The 19,186-nt window shown below is 66.1% G+C and carries 14 protein-coding genes; 1 reads left to right on the top strand and 13 read right to left on the bottom strand.

Going from position 1 to position 19,186, the window contains the following annotated elements; all coding sequences use genetic code 11:
* The 9 genes from IMX18_RS09855 to mnxG all read right to left on the bottom strand — a co-directional run bounded on the left by IMX18_RS09855 (position 1) and on the right by mnxG (position 14,955).
* A complete protein-coding gene (locus IMX18_RS09855) occupies positions 1-822 on the bottom strand; it encodes a hypothetical protein (RefSeq protein ID WP_233467751.1) in 822 nt (273 codons plus the stop codon).
* Complete coding sequence (locus IMX18_RS09850; RefSeq protein ID WP_015270595.1) at positions 776-2,449, bottom strand: GspE/PulE family protein; 1,674 nt, start codon at positions 2,447-2,449, stop codon at positions 776-778. Before IMX18_RS09850 ends, IMX18_RS09855 begins: the two co-directional genes overlap by 47 nt.
* A gap of 165 nt (positions 2,450-2,614) precedes the next feature.
* On the bottom strand, positions 2,615-3,148 hold the full coding sequence (locus IMX18_RS09845; protein ID WP_031325917.1) for a response regulator: 534 nt from the start codon (positions 3,146-3,148) through the stop codon (positions 2,615-2,617).
* 249 nt (positions 3,149-3,397) lie between these two features.
* The gene (locus IMX18_RS09840; protein WP_013972866.1) at positions 3,398-4,039 is read right to left on the bottom strand and encodes a SurA N-terminal domain-containing protein; all 642 of its coding nucleotides are present in this window, start codon (positions 4,037-4,039) and stop codon (positions 3,398-3,400) included.
* 12 nt (positions 4,040-4,051) lie between these two features.
* Complete coding sequence (locus IMX18_RS09835; protein WP_224765912.1) at positions 4,052-5,536, bottom strand: cytochrome c/ABC transporter substrate-binding protein; 1,485 nt, start codon at positions 5,534-5,536, stop codon at positions 4,052-4,054.
* Positions 5,537-5,793: 257 nt separating this feature from the next.
* Positions 5,794-6,459 (bottom strand): SCO family protein, encoded by a 666-nt coding sequence (locus IMX18_RS09830; RefSeq protein WP_015270597.1) that lies wholly within the window; start codon positions 6,457-6,459, stop codon positions 5,794-5,796.
* Complete coding sequence (locus IMX18_RS09825; protein ID WP_015270598.1) at positions 6,456-7,112, bottom strand: SCO family protein; 657 nt, start codon at positions 7,110-7,112, stop codon at positions 6,456-6,458. Before IMX18_RS09825 ends, IMX18_RS09830 begins: the two co-directional genes overlap by 4 nt.
* Complete coding sequence (locus IMX18_RS09820) at positions 7,109-9,085, bottom strand: YncE family protein (RefSeq protein ID WP_015270599.1); 1,977 nt, start codon at positions 9,083-9,085, stop codon at positions 7,109-7,111. Before IMX18_RS09820 ends, IMX18_RS09825 begins: the two co-directional genes overlap by 4 nt.
* Positions 9,086-9,105: 20 nt before the next feature.
* The gene (gene mnxG / locus IMX18_RS09815) at positions 9,106-14,955 is read right to left on the bottom strand and encodes a manganese-oxidizing multicopper oxidase MnxG (protein ID WP_100413564.1); all 5,850 of its coding nucleotides are present in this window, start codon (positions 14,953-14,955) and stop codon (positions 9,106-9,108) included.
* Between the two features lie 818 nt (positions 14,956-15,773).
* On the opposite strand from mnxG, the gene IMX18_RS09810 reads away from it, so the two are divergent.
* Positions 15,774-16,046, top strand: a complete 273-nt coding sequence (locus tag IMX18_RS09810) for a DUF3077 domain-containing protein (RefSeq protein ID WP_015270601.1) — start codon at positions 15,774-15,776, stop codon at positions 16,044-16,046.
* A 226-nt stretch (positions 16,047-16,272) separates the two neighbouring features.
* Here IMX18_RS09810 and madM read toward each other — a convergent pair whose 3' ends face one another.
* The 4 genes from madM to IMX18_RS09790 all read right to left on the bottom strand — a co-directional run bounded on the left by madM (position 16,273) and on the right by IMX18_RS09790 (position 19,186).
* Complete coding sequence (gene madM / locus IMX18_RS09805; RefSeq protein WP_015270602.1) at positions 16,273-17,037, bottom strand: malonate transporter subunit MadM; 765 nt, start codon at positions 17,035-17,037, stop codon at positions 16,273-16,275.
* Between the two features lie 2 nt (positions 17,038-17,039).
* Entirely contained in the window at positions 17,040-17,462 is a 423-nt protein-coding gene (gene madL / locus IMX18_RS09800) for a malonate transporter subunit MadL (RefSeq protein WP_003258591.1), read from the bottom strand.
* 192 nt (positions 17,463-17,654) lie between these two features.
* Positions 17,655-18,575, bottom strand: a complete 921-nt coding sequence (gene mdcH, locus IMX18_RS09795; RefSeq protein ID WP_015270603.1) for a malonate decarboxylase subunit epsilon — start codon at positions 18,573-18,575, stop codon at positions 17,655-17,657.
* Positions 18,572-19,186, bottom strand: a complete 615-nt coding sequence (locus IMX18_RS09790) for a malonate decarboxylase holo-ACP synthase (RefSeq protein WP_015270604.1) — start codon at positions 19,184-19,186, stop codon at positions 18,572-18,574. Before IMX18_RS09790 ends, mdcH begins: the two co-directional genes overlap by 4 nt.

Below are 19,186 nucleotides of genomic sequence, written 5' to 3'. Positions count from 1 at the left end.
TCAGGCCACCGCCCGCCACATGGCGCACAGTGGGTCGGCATCGCTGGCTGGCTGGCACAGCTGCACCGCCGCCAGTTGCGGCACGTCACCCCGGCCCGGGGCATGCAGGTAGACCCGTGGCAGGTGCTCGCCGTACAGCTCGCAGGTACGCTCGATCAGTGCTTGCAGGGCCAGGTCACTGTCGGCACAGCCTTGCGTCAGCACTTGCTGCCAGGCCCCGCCGGCAGCCAGCAGCAGCACGCTGCGGCGCGGTTCGGCCAGGACGAACAGGAAGTCGCCCTGCCCCAGCTGCGCCGAGCAGCGGTTGTAGGCGGCCATCAGGTACGGCTGTACCGAGCGCAGGCTCAGGTGGCTTTCCCGGCCCAGCGCCTGCAGCCGCTGCAGCAGGGCTTCGGGCAACGCCGTGGCGATGCGCGCGGCACCGGCCGGCTCGGGCGACAGCACGATGCGCCAGTCGTCCAGCGGCTGCCCGTAGAGGTTTTCGAAACAGGCCCGGGCGTAGGCGTCCAGCTCGCGCGGGTGGCTGATGGCATCACTCCAGGGCACCAGGCAGAAGCGGCTGTACCGGGCCGACAGCAGTACCCGCAACTGGGCACCGCGCACGGCATGCTCGGCCAGCAGCGTGGCCAGGGCGTCGACGGCGGCCTCCCAGGCCGGCTGGGCGGCATCGCAGGTAAAGTCGCGGCTGCCCAGCCATTGGTGGTGATTGGCGTGCCAGCTACCCAGGCCCACACCTTCGGCACCGAGTACGGCACTGTATCTGTAAGCGCCACGATCAAATGAATGTGACACGGTTGATCTCCTCGAGTGTGGTACGGCCATCCCGGACCAGGTCCAGGGCCGAGGCCCGCAGCAGGCGCAGGCCACGCTGGCAGGCGAGGTTCTTGATTTGCGACAGAGGGCGACGCTCGACGATCATCTGCCGCAGGTCGTCGTCCAGGTGCAGCAGTTCGGCGATGGCGCTGCGGCCGCGGTAGCCACTGCCACGGCACTGGCCGCAGCCCTGGGCGCGGACGAATTTCCAGCCGGCCACGCCCTCGCGGGTCAGGCCCGCGCCGTACAGGGTGTCGTCGTCGACTTCGCACGGCGTCGCGCAGTGCGGGCAGGCCAGGCGGATCAGGCGCTGGGCCAGCACCGCATTGAGCGCGGAGACGAAGCTGTAGGGGTCGACCTGCATCTGGCTGAAACGGCCGATCACATCGAACACGTTGTTGGCGTGGATGGTGGTGAACACCAGGTGGCCGGTGAGCGCCGACTGCACTGCGATTTGCGCGGTGTCCGGATCGCGGATTTCACCGACCAGGATCTTGTCCGGGTCGTGGCGCAGGATCGAGCGCAGGCCGCGGGCGAACGTCAGGCCCTTCTTCTCGTTGACCGGGATCTGCAACACGCCAGGCAGCTGGTATTCGACCGGGTCCTCGATGGTGATGATCTTGTCCACGCCGTGGTTGATCTCGCTGATCATGGCGTACAGGGTGGTGGTCTTGCCGCTGCCGGTGGGGCCGGTGACCAGGATCATGCCGTAGGGTTCGGCGGCCAGGCGGCGCAGGGCGCGCAGGGTTTCCTCGGCAAAGCCCAGGGCCTGCAGCTGCACGCCGCTGACCCGGTCGGACAGGTCCTGCTTGTCGAGCACCCGCAGCACGGCGTCTTCGCCGAAGATGCTGGGCATGATCGATACCCGGAAGTCGATCTGCCGGTCGCCCACGGCAACCTTGAAACGGCCGTCCTGGGGCACGCGCTTTTCGCCAATGTCCAGCTCGGCCATCACCTTGATGCGCGAGATCACCTGGTCGGCGAAGGCGCTGCCGCTGGCCTTGCCGGCGCCGTTGAGCACGCCGTCGATGCGGTACTTTATGGTCAGGCCCTGGCCGGTCATGCCCAGGTGGATGTCGCTGGCGTGCAGCTTGAGGGCGTCGTACAGCGTGGAGTTGACCAGCTTGACCACGCGGCTCTGGTCTTCGCTGATGCTGGCCAGCGACAGGCGCTGCAGCGGGTCGCTTTCGCTGCTGGTTTCGGCGTCGTGGTCAAGGGCGTCCACGGCGTGGAAGCTTTCTTCGTGGCGGGCCAGGAAGGTGGCAAGGTCGGCGGCATGGGCCAGGTACAGCGGTGCGCCTTGCAGCACATCGTCGATCCAGGCCAGGCGGGCGTGGTCGAAGGGGTCGGCGAACACGCCCAGCAGTTGGCCGCCCTGCTCGATCAGGACGAATTCACGCTTCAGGCACATCGCCAGGCTGACCTTGTCGAAGCGTGGGGTGCTGGCCAGCAGGGTGTGGCTGTCCAGCACCGGGTAATGCAGGGTCAGGCCCAGGCGCTGGGTGAAGGTGTCGGGGGTGTCGCAGGCCAGCTGTTCCAGGCGGGTGAGCAGGCGTTCGTCGCTGGTTTGCAGGCGGGCCTGGGCCAGCAGGTCGCGGGGGTAGGCTGAGAATGGTGCTGGATTCTTCGCGGGCATGCCCGCTCCCACAGGCACAGCGCAATCCTGAAGGCAACGCGAATCCTGTGGGAGCTGGCTTGCCGGCGATAAGGCCGTAACGGTTGCATCGAATGCTTCTGGCATGGCCTGCGACTCCGCTCAGGGGCGCGTCGCAGGCTGGCTCGGCCAGGGGTGCGGGCGCCGCTATTCCCCTGTGAGCAGTTGATCGTCGTCGGGCCCCGGGGGCTTGGCGCCGTTGCGGCGGCGGTCGGCCAATACCCAGCTTCCATCGTACAACTGCAGGGGGAACGATTCGTTCCTGTTCTGGCGTCGTTCGACAAACCCTTCAGCCGGGTTGTCCGTGGCCCTGCGCCGGCGCTCGATGCCCATCAGGTCGAAGACTGCACGGGCCAGTTCCACCAACGGGAACGGCTTGAACAGGACATGGCTCACACCCAGTTCGGCGGCCCGCTCACGCACCTCGACGGTGGGGTGGGCGGTAATCAGAACGAAGTGGCACTGCCTGTTCCTGCGTACGGTCTCCAGAACCTGAAAACCCTCCATGTCGGGCAAGCGGTAATCCAGCACGATCACTTGCGGTGCCAGGCTTGCAGCCTGCTCGATACCACTGGCACCGTCGTGGGCAACATGAACTTCCAGGCCTTGCGCCTGCAGGTACGCTTGCAGGTTCTGCGCAAGAGTCTGTTCGTCATCGACTACCAATACTCTGTTCACCAAGGTCGACTCCCAAGAACTGCCCGGTAAGCCGGTCTGCGAAGTGCGCCCCTGTACAGGCTTGAGCAGGCTTCGTGCCAGGCGTGAAAAATCATGCTGCACCACTGTAAGTCATTGATTCGCCAGGGGGTACCGATCAACATCCGTAACGCAGCGGGCAGGCGCACCGGCCTGGTTCCCCACATGCGGGGAAACTGATGGCACACTGCCAGATCGTTATTCCCCATGATTGGGGAAACGCCATCAGTCACCTCAGTCGGCAATCTCCACGATAGCGGACGCACGCAAACGTTGGCGCACGGACTGGCGCGCCTGCGCCTCCCGCTGCCCGATGAGCGTGGCCCTGGCTTGAACCAGTCCCTGTTCGCGTATGACCGAAGGTTCGTCATTTTGTTTCTGCACTCCTTGCAGGGTTTCCAGGCTGGCATCGTAGAATGCCTCCACTTCGGCCTGGCTGGGCGCGGCGACAGCGCTGAGCTGGGCATACACCTGCTGCGCGGCCAGCTCGCGCCGGGTGTACTCATTGTACTGTGCCCTATCGAAGCCCGCTTCCGCCAGCCGCCGTTCAAAGATTGCCGGGCTGCCAAGCGCGGCCTCGACCTCGCCCACATGCGCCGACACCTGCTCGTCGCTGATGGCTATGCCGCGGCGCTGGGCCTCCTGCCACAACAACTCCTTGTCGATCAGTTCATTCAGTGCCTGGTCGCGCAGGCGCTGGTACAGGTTCGGGTTGCGGATGCTGGCCACCGCGCGGCCCTGGGCATCCAGGTATTCGCTGAAATAGCGCTCCAGGCGCATCGTTTCGATCTCCACACCATTGACCCGCGCCGCCGGCATATCGGCCCAGCTTGCCTTGGCCAACACCTGCAACAGGCACAACAACAGAACGCGCATGGCAACCTCCGCTCAAGGGCTGTCCGGCAGTGGCCGGTATGGGGTGACCGCGGTGAAGCGCGGCCCGGGCAGGGCCACCGCCACCACATGGGCACCGGCCATGCCCTGGCGGCGACCGGGGCCGAAGCCCAGGGCCGGGGTCAGGCCGGTGGACACATCATGCAGGCCTTCCAGCGCGGCAATCAGCTGCTCGCGGCTGGTGTCGCGGCCTGTCTGCTTCAACGCTTCACTCAGCAGGCGCAGCGCGCACAGGGTGTTGACCTGCAACGACGCCTGGCGAGGGTCGAGGCCCTGACGCTGCTGCAGGCCGGCCAGAATCGCCTGGCCCTGTTCGGTCCAGTCCCCAGGCACGTAGGGATAAGCCAGGAACACCCGTTGCGACCAAAACTCGGGCAAGCGCGCCACGGCGCCGGTCACCTGGCTGGAGGCGGCAAACAGGTATGGCTGGCGGCCGGCTGACTGCAGCGCCGAAGCCAGTTCGGCAAAGGCCTGGGCACGGCCGAGGAAGACAATGCCCTGCCCGTCCACGGCCTGGCCAGCAAAGGCCTGGGCCGCAGGTGGTGACCAGCCCTGCTGCTGAAGGCGTTCGCGCACCTGTTCGGCCAACGCCGCTTGTTCATTGCCGGCATACACCACACGCAGGTCGTTGGCAGCCAGCCCCAGTGCCGCGCGGGCGTGGCCGGCCAGGCTCAGCAATTGCGCGGGCAAGCCGGGCAACGGGTCGAAAATCTGTGGGCTGCCGCCGCTGCGTGGGGTACTGCCGATCAGCGGTACATTGTGGGGCGCCAGCAAGGTTGCCAGGCGCTGGTCGAGCATGGGTGCCAATGGCGCGATCAGGGCGAACACCTGCTCCTGCTCCAGCAACTGCTTCAGCGCCCGTTCGGCGCTGGCCGGGTCGGATCCCGGGTCGAGCACCACCAGCTCCAGGCGTCGCCCGTGGATGCCACCCTGCTGGTTGAGTTGCGTCAGGCCGTCTTCCAGCACCGCACGCACCACCTGCCCGGCCTCGGTCAGCGGGCCGGATGCCGGCAGCAAGGTCCCCAGGCGCAGCACGCCCTCCTCCACGCCGGGGTCGCGCTCCTGGGCCAGGCGCTTGAGGTAGGCCGTGAGGTTGCGCTGGTCGGCCAAGGTGAGTTCGAAGCGCGGCATGGCCGGGTCCAGGCGATTGCCTGCCGGGTCGACGCCGTGCCGAATCGCCCGGGCCAGGCTGCTGTCGGTGTAGGCCGGATAGCGGCGGCCGTTGACCTCGCGTTCGCCCTGGCCTTGCGCCAGGCGCTGCCAGTCGAGGCTGGGCGGGCGTACGCCCCCTTCGGCACGGCCGCGGCCATCGTTGCCGTGGCAGCTGGCGCAGGGCAGCACGCTGGCGGGGACAGTCATGTCGCTGGCGCCGACACGGGCTTGCAGCTGTGCGTTGCTGCTGGAGACGCCCTGGCGGTAGAGGTGTTTGCCGGCTTGTTCATGTTCGGTCAGGTCCAGGGCGAGTGCACCGCTGCACATGGCAATGCCTAATGCGAATGCCAGATAGCGCAGCACTGCTTCAATACGGACGCGAATCCCTGTAGGAGCGGCCTTGTGTCGCGATCGGGCGCGCAGCGGCCGCAGGACCGGCGAATGTGTTTCATCAGGTACTCCGGGTATGCCGGTTTTACGGCCGCTGCGCGCCCGATCGCGACACAAGGCCGCTCCTACAGGGATTCGCGCCGGGATTCGCGCCAAATTTGGCGTGGGCATTGGCGAAGTACTGCGCATGATACTCACCGCCCTGCCAAAGGCAGTGCCAGCAGCTGCATGCGCTGGGCAATCGCCGCCGGCGGTGCATCCGGGCGGATCTTGCTCCAGCGCTTGCCGGCCACATCGCCGGCAATCAGCTGTGTCGAATGCTGCTCGGGGCTGGGCAGGAACTGGCCGATGCGGCCGAGCACCAAATCGACATTGGCCTTGTCACCGGTCAGGAACAACCAGTTGGGCCCATCCACGCCCTGCTTCCCGGCAAACGCCTTGAGCACTTCGGGGGTGTCATTGAGCGGGTCGCTGCTGATCGACACGAAGGTCACCTGGCTGGCCAGCTGCGGCCCCATGGTCTCGCGCACTTCGCGCAACTTGCGGGTAATCAGCGGGCAGGCGTCGGTGCAATGGGTGAAGATCACGTTGAGCATCACCACCTTGTCCTTGAGCACATCGCTGTAGAAGCGCAGCTCGCGGCCATTCTGGTCCTTGAGCACAGTGTCGGTGAACCAGGCCTGGGCATCGCGGGTACCGCCGCCACTGGTCATCGCCTGCGGTGCCGGCTGCGGTGCTGGCGCCTGCGGGGCATGGCCTTCATGGGCGAACGCCACCGAGGCGAGGATCCACAGGCAGCCACCCAGCATCAGCCAGTCAAAACCGCGCATGCCTGCGCGGCGGGAGCTTACCAGGCTCATGGTTGCACCTCGTGATGGTCGGCAATCGCCGTGCTCTTGGCATGCACCCGGCGGGCGCCGAGGCGGTTGATTTCGTCGATCAGCACTGCCGGGTCGGTGAAGCCGTAGTAGCGCGTCCAGTGGCCGGTGCGCCCGTCCCCCACCAGGATCAGTGGCGGGTGCTGGCTGAGGTCGGCGCTGAAGCTGCCCAGGCCCTTGAGGGTTTCGCTGATGGCATATGGCGTGCCGGTCAGCCAGCTCCAGCCCGGCCCCTTCTGGAAAGCCTTGGCGTAATCCTGCAGGCGCTTGGCGTCGTCACGTTGCGGGTCGACGCTGATCGATACCAGGTGAATGTCTTGCCCTACCCGGCCACCCAGTTGCTGCTGGACCTTGCCCATGATCGACGACACCACCGGGCACACCGTGGTGCAGCTGGTGTAGATAAAGCCCATGACCACCAGGTGGTCGCCAACCAGGTCTTTTTCCAGGCGTACCGGCATGCCGTCCTGGTTCAGCAGCGAGACATCGGCAAAGCGCACACTGGCCTTTTCCTGGCGCGCCGCCGGCGGCTGTTCGGCGTGGCCGTTGTGGTCGTGGCCGCCATGGGCCAGGGCCAGGTTGCCGGCAAAAGCCAGGCTCAGGGCCAACAATGTGCAAGCATGCTTGGCGTTCATCGCAGATTCCTCACGTCATTATCGGAAACGGTGGACGTTGCGGCCGGCAGCACGCGCAGGCTGGTGTAGTTTTCTTCGGCGAACTTGCGCCCCAGCGACGGCGACTGCACGTGCAGGTACCAGGCACCAGCTTCGGGCAGGCTCAGCGCTGCCTGATAGATGCCCTCGCCCACCTCCTCCAGCTGCAGGTTGCGTGGCATCGACGAAGGCGCCAGGAAGTAGCGCAGGCTCAGGTCGCTCAGGCCCAGGCGCGGCAGGCCGTCGTCGCCGACGATGCGCACCCGTGCGGTCACAGCGCTGTGCTGCGACAACGGCCGGTCCAGGCCGATGAACTCGGCATGCGCACCCTTGCGCTTGCCGGCATTCGGCGCTGCGACCACATCGGTGCTGAAGCAGTGGATGATCTGCGGCTGGTTGAGCAAAAAGGCCACGTCGAACTTGCCAGCGGCGGGCATCTTCACCGTCGAGCCATACACGCCCGGCGCCAGTTCGCGCAGGCTGCGGTCGACGACGATGGCGGCACGGGCCTGGTGGCCACGGTTGTTGTAGCCGGACATCGGTGCGTTCATGCCTTCGGCGTAGAAGTAGGTGGTGTTGTCCACCGGGTTGACCACGAACACCGAATTGTCATCGCGCGACACCGACAGCCCCTGAGCCAGCGGCAGGTCGCCAGCCTGGCGTGGCGCCGCCGGGCCGGCCTCGAAGCCCTGGATGATCGGCGAACGCCCTTCGCCCAGGCTGGCCAGGTTGATCATGCTCACCTTCGGTGAAGCCAGGCCGCGCACGTAGGCATAGCCCTTGGTGAAAGTCAGCTGATACGGTTCGGCCGCCACCGGGATCCGGTGGATCAGCTTGTCGGTACTGGCGTCGATCACCAGGGCCTGGTTCTCCAGGGTGTTGAGCACGATGCCATAGCGGCCATCGCTGCTGAAACGCATTGGCCCCAGGCCCTGCTCGGCCTGGACCGTGTGGCGTAGCTGGTGGTTGCGGGCATCAAACACGCGCACGCTGCCCTCCTCGCCATCGACCACGTACACCGCCTGGGACAACGCCGAATAGCTGACCGACAGCGGGTGCGGGCCAACCTTGATGGTCTTGGCCAGGCGCATTTCCGGGATGTCGATCACGCTCAGGGTGCCGCTGTCGCGGTTGCTGACATAGGCGTAGCGGGAGTCACCACTGAAGGCGATTTCGTGGTGGCCGCCGCCGGTGTTGAAGGTTTTCAGGGTGTTGCGCCCCGGTACGTCTATCACCGTTACCCCGCCCTTGGCCGGGTCGCTGCTGTTGTTGCCTACCCAAAGCCGGTGCTGGTCCGGTTGCAGGGCCACGCGCAGCGGTTGGTCGCCAGCGTCCAGGTCGGCCACGCGGGTGAAGGTCTCGGTGTCGATCACCGAGACCTTGCCGCGCTCGGGAATGGACACGAACACCTGCCTGTCGTCAGCGGTGGCTACCCAGTCCATGGGCCGCCCAGGCAGGTCGATGCGGGCCATGGTGCTGGTCACGCCGCCCACCGATACGGTCGGGTCGATCACCGTCAGGCTGGCGTCCTTGTTCATCATCAACAGGAAGTAACTGTTCAGGTCGAGCAAAGGCCGCGCGCCAATGCTGCTTTTGAGGAACAGCGCGACACGGGCCTTGCAGCTCTGGTCGCGGTCGCCCTCCGGGGCCGACTGCGTCGGGTCGAGCCACGCCCCCGGGGCCATGCCCGACAGCGGTTGGCCACTGGCCTGGTCGCTGACCTTGAAACGGATGTTGGCGAAGCTGCCCTCCTGCAGCTGATCCCCCGCCAGCGGCCGGGCCTCGAACTCCACGGTCACACCGTCGCGGCTGAGCCGGTGCGGGGCCTGCGGGTCGGCAGAGCCCTGCAAATACTCGCGCGGATCGCACCACAGGCTTTCATAGGCCACGCCCAGACCGATCAGCGCTGCCCCCAGTGCTACCCCCATGCATGCAAGGCGGGTCTTCTTGTTCATTTTCGCGCCCCCATTTACCGTCACTGCGCCGGTGCCGTTGCCGGCGGCGCTTCATTGGTCACCCGCAAGATCCCCCACAGCCCCGAGAGGTTGCCGTAGGCGGCGTAGTCGCGGAACAGGTAGTCACCCGCCACCGCGTTGGCGCCGCCGGCACTGGGCAGCATGAAGCTGAAGTGCGCAGCCGGCAGCACGCTTTCCTGGGCACCGATGTACATGGCCATCGGGTTGTAGCCGAAGCGCACCGAGCCGATGCCAGGCAGGCTCAGCGGGTAGCCGTCCACGTCGTTCTTCTCGGCCTGGTAGTTGTGCAGCGGCCACAAGTGGCCATCCAGCTGGTAGACCATGCCGCGGCTGCCACCACTGGGCATCACGATATGGTTGCGCACCGGCTGGCCGGGCTTGGCGTACAGCACCGGGGTTTGCGGGTCGCCACCGACCAGGGCGTTGGCGTAGGCCATGTGGGCATTGGGCACATCGCCAAAGCCCAGGCCACCGGCGCGGCCGAAGGGGGAGTCGGGGGCCATGCCGAAGCGCAGCCACAGGGGTTCGGTCTTGTAGTTGACCGCCATGTTGCCGTTGTCCTGCGGGTCGCCGGCGGCGCCGTTGCCTTCGGTATTGATGCCCTCCACCGGGCGGCCGTCGGCCCAGCGCATGTTCAGCGCACGCTGCCAGACCGTGACGAAGTCGCGGTAGTCGGGCTGGCCGGTGACCTTGACCGTGGCCTGGGCCCGTGTTGCGGTGTCCTCGGTCCAGGTGGCGGTCTGTGGCAGGATGCTCATGGCACCCACCAGGCCTTTCTGCGGCTGCTTGATGAAGTCCGACGGGGTCAGGTTGAGGCCGCCGAACTCGATGGCCGTGGTGTTGATGTTGTCCACCGTGCGGCCCAGCTGCGACACCGGCTTGCCTTCACGCTCCAGGTGGCCGGCATAGTACTGGTAGGTACGGGTCGGCCAGGCGCCACTGGTGCCGGCACGCGGGGCTACGGTCTGCACCGGGTTGAGGCCGACGTTGGCGCCATCGGACTTGGTGATGTCGTAGGCCAGCAGCTGGGCATGCAGGCCCACGTGGCTGGACGGCCGCATCAGGTTGTTGGCAAAGGCGGTGGCACCCTCGCTGTCGAAGCGGTCACGCTTGACCACGTTGTGCATCACCGCAGTGCTGGGCAGGTCCGGCATCACCAGCGGCAGGCGGTTTTCCAGGGTGATGCTGATGCACTCGCCGGCATTGGCGCGCAGCACCAGTGGCTCCACGGGCACGCCCGCCTTGAGCTTGCCGGTGGTGGCGTCCAGGTCGGCCTTGCGCACGTACAGGATCGCGGTCGGGTCGTGCAGCGGCGCGCTGTGGCCACCGATGGTGAAGGGTTCCCCATCTTCGGGGTCTACCCCACTGACCAGCGGAATGGTGGTCTTGCGGCTGTTGAACACCAGGGTGCCGCCATTGGCCTTGAGCGGGCCGCCGACATGCTGGCCGACACCGGCCGGGTCATTGATGCTGACGCCGTTGCGGTTCTCGAGAATGTCGTTGGCCAGTGCCGCGACGATTTCGTAGCTGCGCTTGACCGTGGGACGGCTGCCGATGCCATTGGGGTTGGCCGTGGTTTTCGGGCAGATGCCGTCGAAGTTGACGGTGTTGCGCATGGCCACCGGCTGCGGGTTGTTGGGCAGCGGGAACAGGTCGGCACGCTGCGCGGTGTAGTTGCGCATGATGCCCCAGATGCCGTTCCAGTAGCCCTCCAGGGCCGCATCCAGGGAATACAGGTAGTCACCGTTGGTGGCCGCCGAACTGGAGATCATCGACACCGGCGCCATGAAGCCCAATTGCTCGGAAATACCGATCATCTGCGATGACTTCCAGCCCGAGTTGGAGCTGTTGCCGTAGCCGGTGCCGTTCTGCAGCCACTTCACGCCATGCAAGGTGACGTTGTGCTCCTCTTCATGGCCACCGGCGTGCATGCGCAGGCGTACGTTGTCACCGGAGTAGGTGCGCAGCATCGGGGTAAACGGGTCGCCCGGTTCGCTGCCGGCCGCGTTGATGTGCGGCGGGAACAGCGTGGTGCCGCCGGTGGGGCCCACGGCCGAAGTAATCGCCGACGGAGCCAGGTTCATGGCCGGAATCGCCCGGTCGGTACGGGTTTGCAAGGCATAGCTGAGGTCGCCGGCCAGGCCGTCGGCCTGCATGCCACGCTTGCCGTCCGGGCCGACCTTGTTCGGGTCGTACACACGCAGGGCCAGGGGCTCGTTGCGGTAGTTGACGACGAACATGCCCGGGTCATCCACCGAGATTGCCTGCGGGCAGGGCCGGCTTGGGCAGCCCGGGTTGATGCCGCCGCGTTCCTCGACGATGGCCTCCAGCAGGTTCGACGCCTTGCCGCGCACCGGCGGGTTGATGGCGTAGCGGAAGCTGTCGGCGGTGGCCGGGTACGACTGGGCATTGGGGATGCCGTCCGGCCCGGCGCCGACGTACACACCGGCCTCGTAGGCGTGCTGGAAGTCGCTGTATTCCAGGAAGAACTCGCGGTAGCTGTCGTTCTTGCCGTCGCCATCGTGGTCACCGGTCTGGATCACCGCCTGCCACGAGGTCGGGCCACCGTCCTGGCGCGTGGCCGGGTTGTACAGCTTCTCGCCGGTTTCGGCGTGGTACCAGGTGGAGTTGGCCGGCTCGGCCAATACGGTGGCATACAGCCCAAGCTGCTGGTGGGTCGATGGGCCGAGGTGGTCGTGGGTGAAGATGGTGCCCAGGCCACGGTCGACGTTGTACACGTTCACCAGTGGGTCGGCGAACCAGCGCTGCATGGCCGTGCGTGCGCCCAGCCAGTCGGCCCGGCCGAAGCGGCCGAAGTACGGGTGCTGCCGGGCTTGCGGGCAGGCGGCGGTGCCGTCGCGGCTATCGCCCTGGGTGCAGCCGTTGTAGGCACGAATGGCCTGCACCCGCTCGACCACGCTGCCGGGCGAGAGGATGCCGTCTTCGTAGTTCCAGCCGTTGGCCGAGCCGTCGGCGGCGGTCAGGTCCCACTTGGGCAGGTGGATGTGCTGGCCGATCACGTCGGTCGGGGTGCGCACCTGGTAGTCGTCCATCTCATAGATGTTCGGGATCAGGTTGGTGTGCTGGTACATGGTGCAGTCGAAGGTGTTCATGCGCATCACCAGTGGCTCTGGCGGGCGCTGCTTGGTAATCACCGGCCAGGCGTCCTCCCACAGGGCGATGATGCGGGCCTGCGGGAAGTGGTAGCCGACCTTGTTGTACACCGCGTCGAACTGGATGTTGGCGCCCTTGTAGATGCGTGGGTGGTCGGCGGTGAAGGCCGAGGAGCCCCGGAAGTTCAGGCCCGAAAGGCTTTCGCCGCTGAAGTACTCGCCTACCCCGGAAGATTGGGTCAGGCGTTTGCCCCGGTCATCCATGCATGGCTCGTAGAACGGCGCGCCGGCAGTCGGCAAGGCGCCGTTGGTGCGGAACGCCTTGGCCACCGGCTGGCTGCCGGGGATCAGGGCAAAGCTTTGGTGTTCGGCCTGGGCATGGAACTGCATGGCCGCCTGCTCGACATCGGTGCCCTCTTCCGGCAGGTAGATCGGCTTGGCCTTGTGTACCACCTTGGTGAAATCGAGCTTGGTGGTGGTGGTTTCGGCCTCGCCGCCGGCAGATACGCCGTCCAGCGCGTGGCGCCCCAGGCCACCATCCCAGCCATCGACCTGGTTCGGGTCAAGGTTGGCCCACAGCGCCTTGCCGCTTTCCTTGAGCTGGCGTGCCATGGCCGGGTCGAGCATGTCCAGTGGCGGGGTTGGTGGGCGGTTGCCCACACTGCTTTCCATGCCGCCGATCCAGAACGGATAGCCAGGGTTCTTCAAGGTGCCGTCGGCGTTGCGGTTGGCGTCGCTGCGGTCGACCAGCGCCAGCGAGCCGATGGCCTTGCGAACCGGCGCCTGGTTGGCTGGCTCCTCATCCTCTTCTTCCTCGGGCTCGTCGTCGTCATCATTGGCGGCAACCAGCGCTTCGGACAGCTTCGGTACCACCACCACCTTGCCTGGCATCGGCGCCATGGCCTTGCCGGGCAGCGGCACGATGGCCGGGATCGGCGTGCCGGCAACGATCTCGCCATCGGGCAGGGCCCGGGCGCCAACCGCCGGCTTGCCGCTGCGCAGGGCGAACGGGGTGCTGTGGAAGCCGTTCTCGCCCTGCCCGCTTACCTCGAGGCGGGTGCCTTCCTCGAACACGTCGTGCACCCGCCACATGGCCCACATGCCCTGGGCGAAGTGCGGGTAGAAGTGGCAATGGTAGATGGCATCGCCCGCCACCCGGTTGCGGTTGCCCGAACCGCCGTTGGCGATTTCGTAGGTGTAACCGACCCCCGCGCCGATGCCCTGGGCATCGATGTAGTCGGAATTGTCGTCATTGGGGTTGAACAGCCACTGGTGGCCGTGCAGGTGGAAGATGTGCTGCTCATGGCCGTTGTGGGTGTTGCGGAACTTGGTGAAGTCACCGATGTAGCTGTGGTGCACGTTGGCCGGTTCCGCCGGGAACAGGGCCATGCTGGCCTTGACCCCGATTGCGCTGGCCGGTGGTACCTCGCCAGGGCGGATGTGCTCCAGGCCGACGTTGGCCGGCACGTCCACCAGCGTACCGACGTCACCGACAGTGTGCGCACTGAGGAAGAACTCCTCATAGGCGCACGACAGGCAGTCGTGCATCGGCCCCACGCCCAGGCGGTTGGCCACCACTTCGGCGCCCATGCCACCGGAACCGTAGTTGATCATGAACGAGTCGCGGGTGGGTTCCAGTACGTGGCCCATCACCGGGTCCGCCCAGTAGCCAGGGAACGCCTGGGTGCCGGCGACCTCGTCGGCGAACTGCGAGGCGAAGTCACGGAACGCCTCCAGGCGGTTGGGCAGCGCCGGGTTGCGCTTGCCCAGGCTTTCCAGCGGGTAGGTGGATTTGGGGAAGCTGCCATCGGGGTTGGGGCCCATGACGATGGCATCGGTTTCGCTGTTGATGATCTGGTTGCCGTCGACCATGGCAATGATCGGCTTGCCGGCCTTGCCTTCGGCGATCCAGGGTTGCATTTGCGGGTAGCGGGCTTCGTAGTCGATCACCGGCTGGCCGGTGGCGGTACGGCCGGTGGTGGCCAGGCGCATTTCTTCTTCGGTGAGGGTATTGCGGTAGGCGCGGCCGAGTTTGGGCACTACCACTACCTGGCCGAACAGGCCGTTGGCAACATTGCCCGCAGTGCCCTCGCCGCCGAAGGTGGCGGCTTTGCTGGTGGCGGCGAAAGCGCCTTCGCGTTCGGCGTACAAGGTATAGCTGCGGGTGCTGCCGGGGCTGACGAAGAAGTTGCCATTACGCCCGGTGTAGGCAGAAATGTCGGCGATGCTGTTGACCGCCTGCATGCCGTTGACCTGGAAGCCGACCATGCGTTCGGCCACCTGTTCATCGGCGACGAAGCCTTCGGCGGCTTCATTTTCGAGCTCCGGCCCCTCCTCTTCGCCCTCAGGCTCTTCGGCCTCGATGCCGTCCTTGTTGGGGTTGGCCTTGTAGTCGAGCAGGTTGGTCAGGTTGACGGTAAGGCATTCACCGGCGGCCACCCGCAGCACGATGGGCCGCGGGCGCTTGTCCGGGCGCAGGGTGACCTTGCCCGGTACCGCCGCCCCGCCGCTGCTGAGGGGGACCATCTTGTCGTCCACCACATCCTCGCGCAGGGCGAACATCATGCCGTTGGCGTTTTGCGCGCCAAGGCGGTTGAACATCAGTGGCTGGTCCAGCGCCACAACGTTGGCGACCAGGGTGCGCTGGCACTGCACGGCGGCTTCGCTGGTCGACTCCCAGCCGAGCAAGGCCAGAACGAGTGATGACAGGATGGGGCCTTTGAGTGGCATGGACATGCTGCACCTCCGGGACACAAGATCTCTGCGTGGAGCTGGAGCAAGGTGTATGCCAGGAGCGGATTGCTTTAATTTTCAGTTGGTTGCAGCGGCAAACGAAACAGATTGGGGAGGATTCCCCAGCGGTTTTCCCCGAAACGGGGGGTGGGTTGCGGGTGTTCGTCACGAGGTTTTCAGTGCCTGGGAGATCGAGCGCCGCCCGCGCGGCGCTTCGCAGCACAAGGCTGCTCCTACATCTGTTTCGGGCCAATTATTCCTGAGGCAAAGGCGCGCGGCCCCTTGGCGTCCACTTCGATATCGTGCCGGACAAACAAGGCGGTCGCGCGCGTTGGCACAGGCGTTACTGGCCAGAAACAGATGTAGGAGCAGCCTTGTGCTGCGAAGCGCCGCGCGGGCGGCGCTCGATCTCACAGGCGCTGAAAATGCAGTGCCGGACACATGGCAGCCCTGACCCCAACCTCTCGCCCTACACCCCACAGCCAACAAAGCCATCACCTGTAAGACATTTCTGAACATGAAACCAAATACTTCAGAAACGACCCGCTTGGGAATTATCCTACGCGCGCTGCCGAACTATCGCTGTTGTCGGGGAAACACCTCACGGATAACGTTTTCGGGTCGCTCCGGCGACCGGGTGTGAGAACCCGACGGGTAGATTTGGTATCACCGTCATGGTGGCCGTACGTGGGCAGGCTTTTGCCTGGCCGAGTCTTTACCAATTCTCCTCGGTTTCTCACCCCACGTATGGCTGCCACCTTCAATCCGTGAGAAAGATTCTGGTGGCAGTTCCCTTATTAGAGAACTGGAACCCTGAAAACATGAAAGACGAACCCAAGGTTATCCTCACCATCGGCGCCGAGACCTTTCTCGAGGTCGGCAACCCGCCGATCAATCTGCTGCGGGTCCAGCCCGGCATTCCTATTGATGATGCCTACGAGCAAGTGTCGATCCTGCTGAGCTATATCAAGCACCTGCTGCGCGAAGGCGATATGGAGGACGACCACAAGTTCCTGGGCGCCGCCGATTATCTCACGGCCTTGGCCAAGGCCTTGATGAACGAAGTTGAGCTGACCAAGAATACCTTGCGCTAAAGCTCAGGGTTCTGCCTGTACTGGCCTCATCGCCGGCAAGCCAGCTCCCACAGGTACAGCATTGCTCTCGAGGTTGTCGCTGTACCTGTAGGAGCGGCCTTGTGTCGCGATGGGGCGCGCAGCGGCCCCAGGATCTTGGCTGCGGTGCGGATATCGCTGGGGCCGCGGCCCGATCGCGACACAAGGCCGCTCCTACAAGGGGTCTGCGCAGTCCAGGAGATTGATGTCACCCAACCAGGGCGCGTACGCAGAAGTACAGGATCGACGGGCCCATCAGGCAGCCCAACCCGGTATGGAAGGTGGCTGTCAGTGCCCCGTACGGCACCAGGCGCCGGTCGGTCGCCGCCAGCCCGGCCGTCACCCCCGACACCGTCCCCGCCAACCCGCCGAACACCATCGCCGAACGTGGGTTGTCCAGCGCCAGCAGGCGCGCTGATACCGGGGTAAACACCATCACCAGGATCGCCTTGATCAGCCCGGTAGCAATCGACAGCGCCATCACGTCCGAGCTGGCCCCCAGCGCCGCCCCGGTCACCGGCCCGACGATATAGGTCACCGCACCCGCACCGATGGTGGTCATGCTCACCGCATCACGGTAACCGAAGGCGTAGGCCACCGCAGCGCCGACAATGAACGGCAGCACCGTGCCGAGCAGCAGCGCCACCGCGCCGATCATCCCGGCCCTGCGCGCCTCGGTGGCCTGCACTTCGAAGGCCGTGGCGACAATGGCGAAGTCGCGTAGCATGGCCCCGCCCATCAGGCCGATGCCGGAGAACAGCGTCATGTCGGCCAGGCCTTTCTGGCCACCGGTAATGGTGCCGCCGACCCAGGCCAGCACCAGGCCGATGACGATGGCGATGGCCGAGCCGTGCACGCGGCCGAAGGTCAGGTACTTCGACAGCACCACCGACAACCACATGATCGCGCCCACCACCGCAAAGGCAGTGATCAAACCGTTATGTTCCAGGGCATTGTCAATGATCGGCCACATGATCAACGCCCTCCTGCAGGGGCGGCCTGCACATTGCTTTCGGGGCCGGCCTCCACTGCCGGCAGGGGTTCGCCGCGGTGGCTGCGGCTGATCAGGGCAATGGTCGCACCGCACACCAGTACCGCACCCACTGCCGCCAGCAGCGCCACCGGCCCGCCGTGCAGGGCGGTGACCACGTTCTGCTGGGCGGCCATGGCCACCACCACGGGGATATACATGGCGCCCCAGAAGCCCACGCCGAACTCGCATTCCTTGCTCATGCCGCCGTTGCGGTGCATGTACAGGCGTGCGCAGATCAGCAGGATCATGGCGATGCCGACCCCGCCCACATTGGATTTGACGCCCAGCAGCACGCCCAGGAAGTCGCCGACGATGACGCCGGCAAGCGTGCAGACCGCCAGCAGTGCCACACCATAGATGATCATTGTTGTTGTCCTCAGGTAGTGTCGAAGTTGCTTGTTGTTGTTCTTCGTAAACACACTTTTGTGCAGCTTTCGCGGTCATTGTGGGAGCGGGCGTGCCCGCGAACACGGGCAAAGCCCGTGCCACTCACCGAGGTGCCTGCTTCGCGGGCACGCCCGCTCCCACTGGGATCACCATCCTCCGCGGTGTTGCCATCATCGTTCGTCGGCCACCTCCTGGCGCAGCAGCGCATCCAGGGTGTCCCAGCGGGTGCCTTCAACAGCAACCACCCTGCCCTGTTCGAACACCGGCCGGGCCAGCCCGCCGAGCACGTTGCCGGGCGGCAGTTCCAGGTGCAGGCGCACACCACGCTCATAGGCGTTGCGCAACGTAGCACGCCAGTCGACCACCCGCGCCATGTTGCCGGCCAGGTCGTCGCGCAGACGCTGGGGGTCGAATATCGGCCGAGCGCTGCTGCCGCTGAGGTAGGTGATACGCGGTCGCTGCAGCTCGACCGTGGCGAAGGCACTGGCCAGTTCGGCCGCCGGGCCATCCAGCAACGGGCAATGCGACGGCACGCTGACCGCCAGGCGCCGGGCCACGCCCTGGCCCAGCCGGCGTGCCTTGGCGGCAACCGCAGCCATCGCGCCATCGCTACCGGCGATGACGATCTGGTTGTCGCTGTTGAGGTTGGCGACATACACCTCGCCGCCCGCATCGCTCAGCAAGCGTTCGACACAGGCCAGGTCCAGGCCGCTGAGTGCGGTCATGCCGTAGCCTTGCGGATAGGCGCGCTGCATCAGTTCGCCACGCAGGGCAACCAGGCGCACGGCATCGGCAAAGCCCAGGGCGCCCGCCGTGACCGCCGCCGGGTAGGCGCCAATCGACAAGCCCGCCACGTAATCCGGCGCGGGGCTGCGCTGCATCAGCCAGCGCGCCCAGGCCACGCCAGCCAGCAGCAGGCACAGCTGCACGGCACGGGTCGTCTGCAGGGCCTGCTGGCTGTCCAGCGCCAGGGCCTGCTCGCCGAGGGTGTCACTGGCCTCTTCCAGCAATTGCCCGGCACCCTCAGGCAGGCGCTGCAGCATGCCCACCTGCTGGGCGCCCTGGCCGGGGAAGGCGAACAGGCTGCTCATGCTGCACGCTCCATCGCTGCCCATGGGTCGCTGACCAGGCGTGGGCCATGGGCCGACTTGAGCAGCACGCGGCGGGCGAAGCCGGCCCACTCACGCAGAGCGACAGCACCCGCCGGGGTTTCCAGCTGCAGGTCGATACGACAAGGCGCGCAATCGAGGATATCCAGCAGCTCACGCGCCTGCGCCCTGCCCAGCGGTTGTGGCGTACGCAGCAGCAAGTCCAGGTCGCTGTCGGCGTGTACCACCTCCATACCGGTCGCGATCTGGTACCCCACCCCACCTGTCGGCCCCCAGGCCAGGCCGCTGGCATCCAGTACCGGGGCGACCGAGGCCAGGGCCTGCAATGCAGGCCAAGGGCTTTCAGCTTGCCAGCGCAGCGCTTCGGGGCCTTGCTGACACTGGATATCGGCCAGCCGCATCAGTACACCCGACCGCTGCGCCCTGCCCTGGCCACGCAGCCCCACCGCCACCCAGCCGTCCGCACAAGTGGCACGGCGCACCACCACCGGCTGGCCGCTCAGCAGCACATCCTGCGCCCACCGCGGCGCATCAGCAGGCAGGCACGATACGGGCATGCCCCAGAGCAGGTCGTGCGGCCTTGGCGCGTTCAT

Source organism: Pseudomonas shirazica, assembly GCF_015168335.1.
Lineage (GTDB): Bacteria > Pseudomonadota > Gammaproteobacteria > Pseudomonadales > Pseudomonadaceae > Aquipseudomonas > Aquipseudomonas asiatica.
This window is presented reverse-complemented; position numbering and strand designations above follow the sequence as displayed.

Excerpts from the sequence above, each read along its gene's own strand:
- mdcH (WP_015270603.1), bottom strand. The coding sequence starts at position 18,575 with ATGAGCAGCCTGTTCGCCTTCCCCGGCCAGGGCGCCCAGCAGGTGGGC.
- mnxG (WP_100413564.1), bottom strand. The coding sequence starts at position 14,955 with ATGTCCATGCCACTCAAAGGCCCCATCCTGTCATCACTCGTTCTGGCC.
- IMX18_RS09840 (WP_013972866.1), bottom strand. The coding sequence starts at position 4,039 with ATGCGCGTTCTGTTGTTGTGCCTGTTGCAGGTGTTGGCCAAGGCAAGC.
- IMX18_RS09850 (WP_015270595.1), bottom strand. The coding sequence starts at position 2,449 with ATGCCCGCGAAGAATCCAGCACCATTCTCAGCCTACCCCCGCGACCTG.
- madL (WP_003258591.1), bottom strand. The coding sequence starts at position 17,462 with ATGATCATCTATGGTGTGGCACTGCTGGCGGTCTGCACGCTTGCCGGC.
- IMX18_RS09820 (WP_015270599.1), bottom strand. The coding sequence starts at position 9,085 with ATGAACAAGAAGACCCGCCTTGCATGCATGGGGGTAGCACTGGGGGCA.
- IMX18_RS09825 (WP_015270598.1), bottom strand. The coding sequence starts at position 7,112 with ATGAACGCCAAGCATGCTTGCACATTGTTGGCCCTGAGCCTGGCTTTT.
- IMX18_RS09810 (WP_015270601.1), top strand. The coding sequence starts at position 15,774 with ATGAAAGACGAACCCAAGGTTATCCTCACCATCGGCGCCGAGACCTTT.
- IMX18_RS09835 (WP_224765912.1), bottom strand. The coding sequence starts at position 5,536 with ATGTGCAGCGGTGCACTCGCCCTGGACCTGACCGAACATGAACAAGCC.
- IMX18_RS09855 (WP_233467751.1), bottom strand. The coding sequence starts at position 822 with ATGGCCGTACCACACTCGAGGAGATCAACCGTGTCACATTCATTTGAT.
- IMX18_RS09830 (WP_015270597.1), bottom strand. The coding sequence starts at position 6,459 with ATGAGCCTGGTAAGCTCCCGCCGCGCAGGCATGCGCGGTTTTGACTGG.
- madM (WP_015270602.1), bottom strand. The coding sequence starts at position 17,037 with ATGTGGCCGATCATTGACAATGCCCTGGAACATAACGGTTTGATCACT.
- IMX18_RS09790 (WP_015270604.1), bottom strand. The coding sequence starts at position 19,186 with ATGAACGCGCCAAGGCCGCACGACCTGCTCTGGGGCATGCCCGTATCG.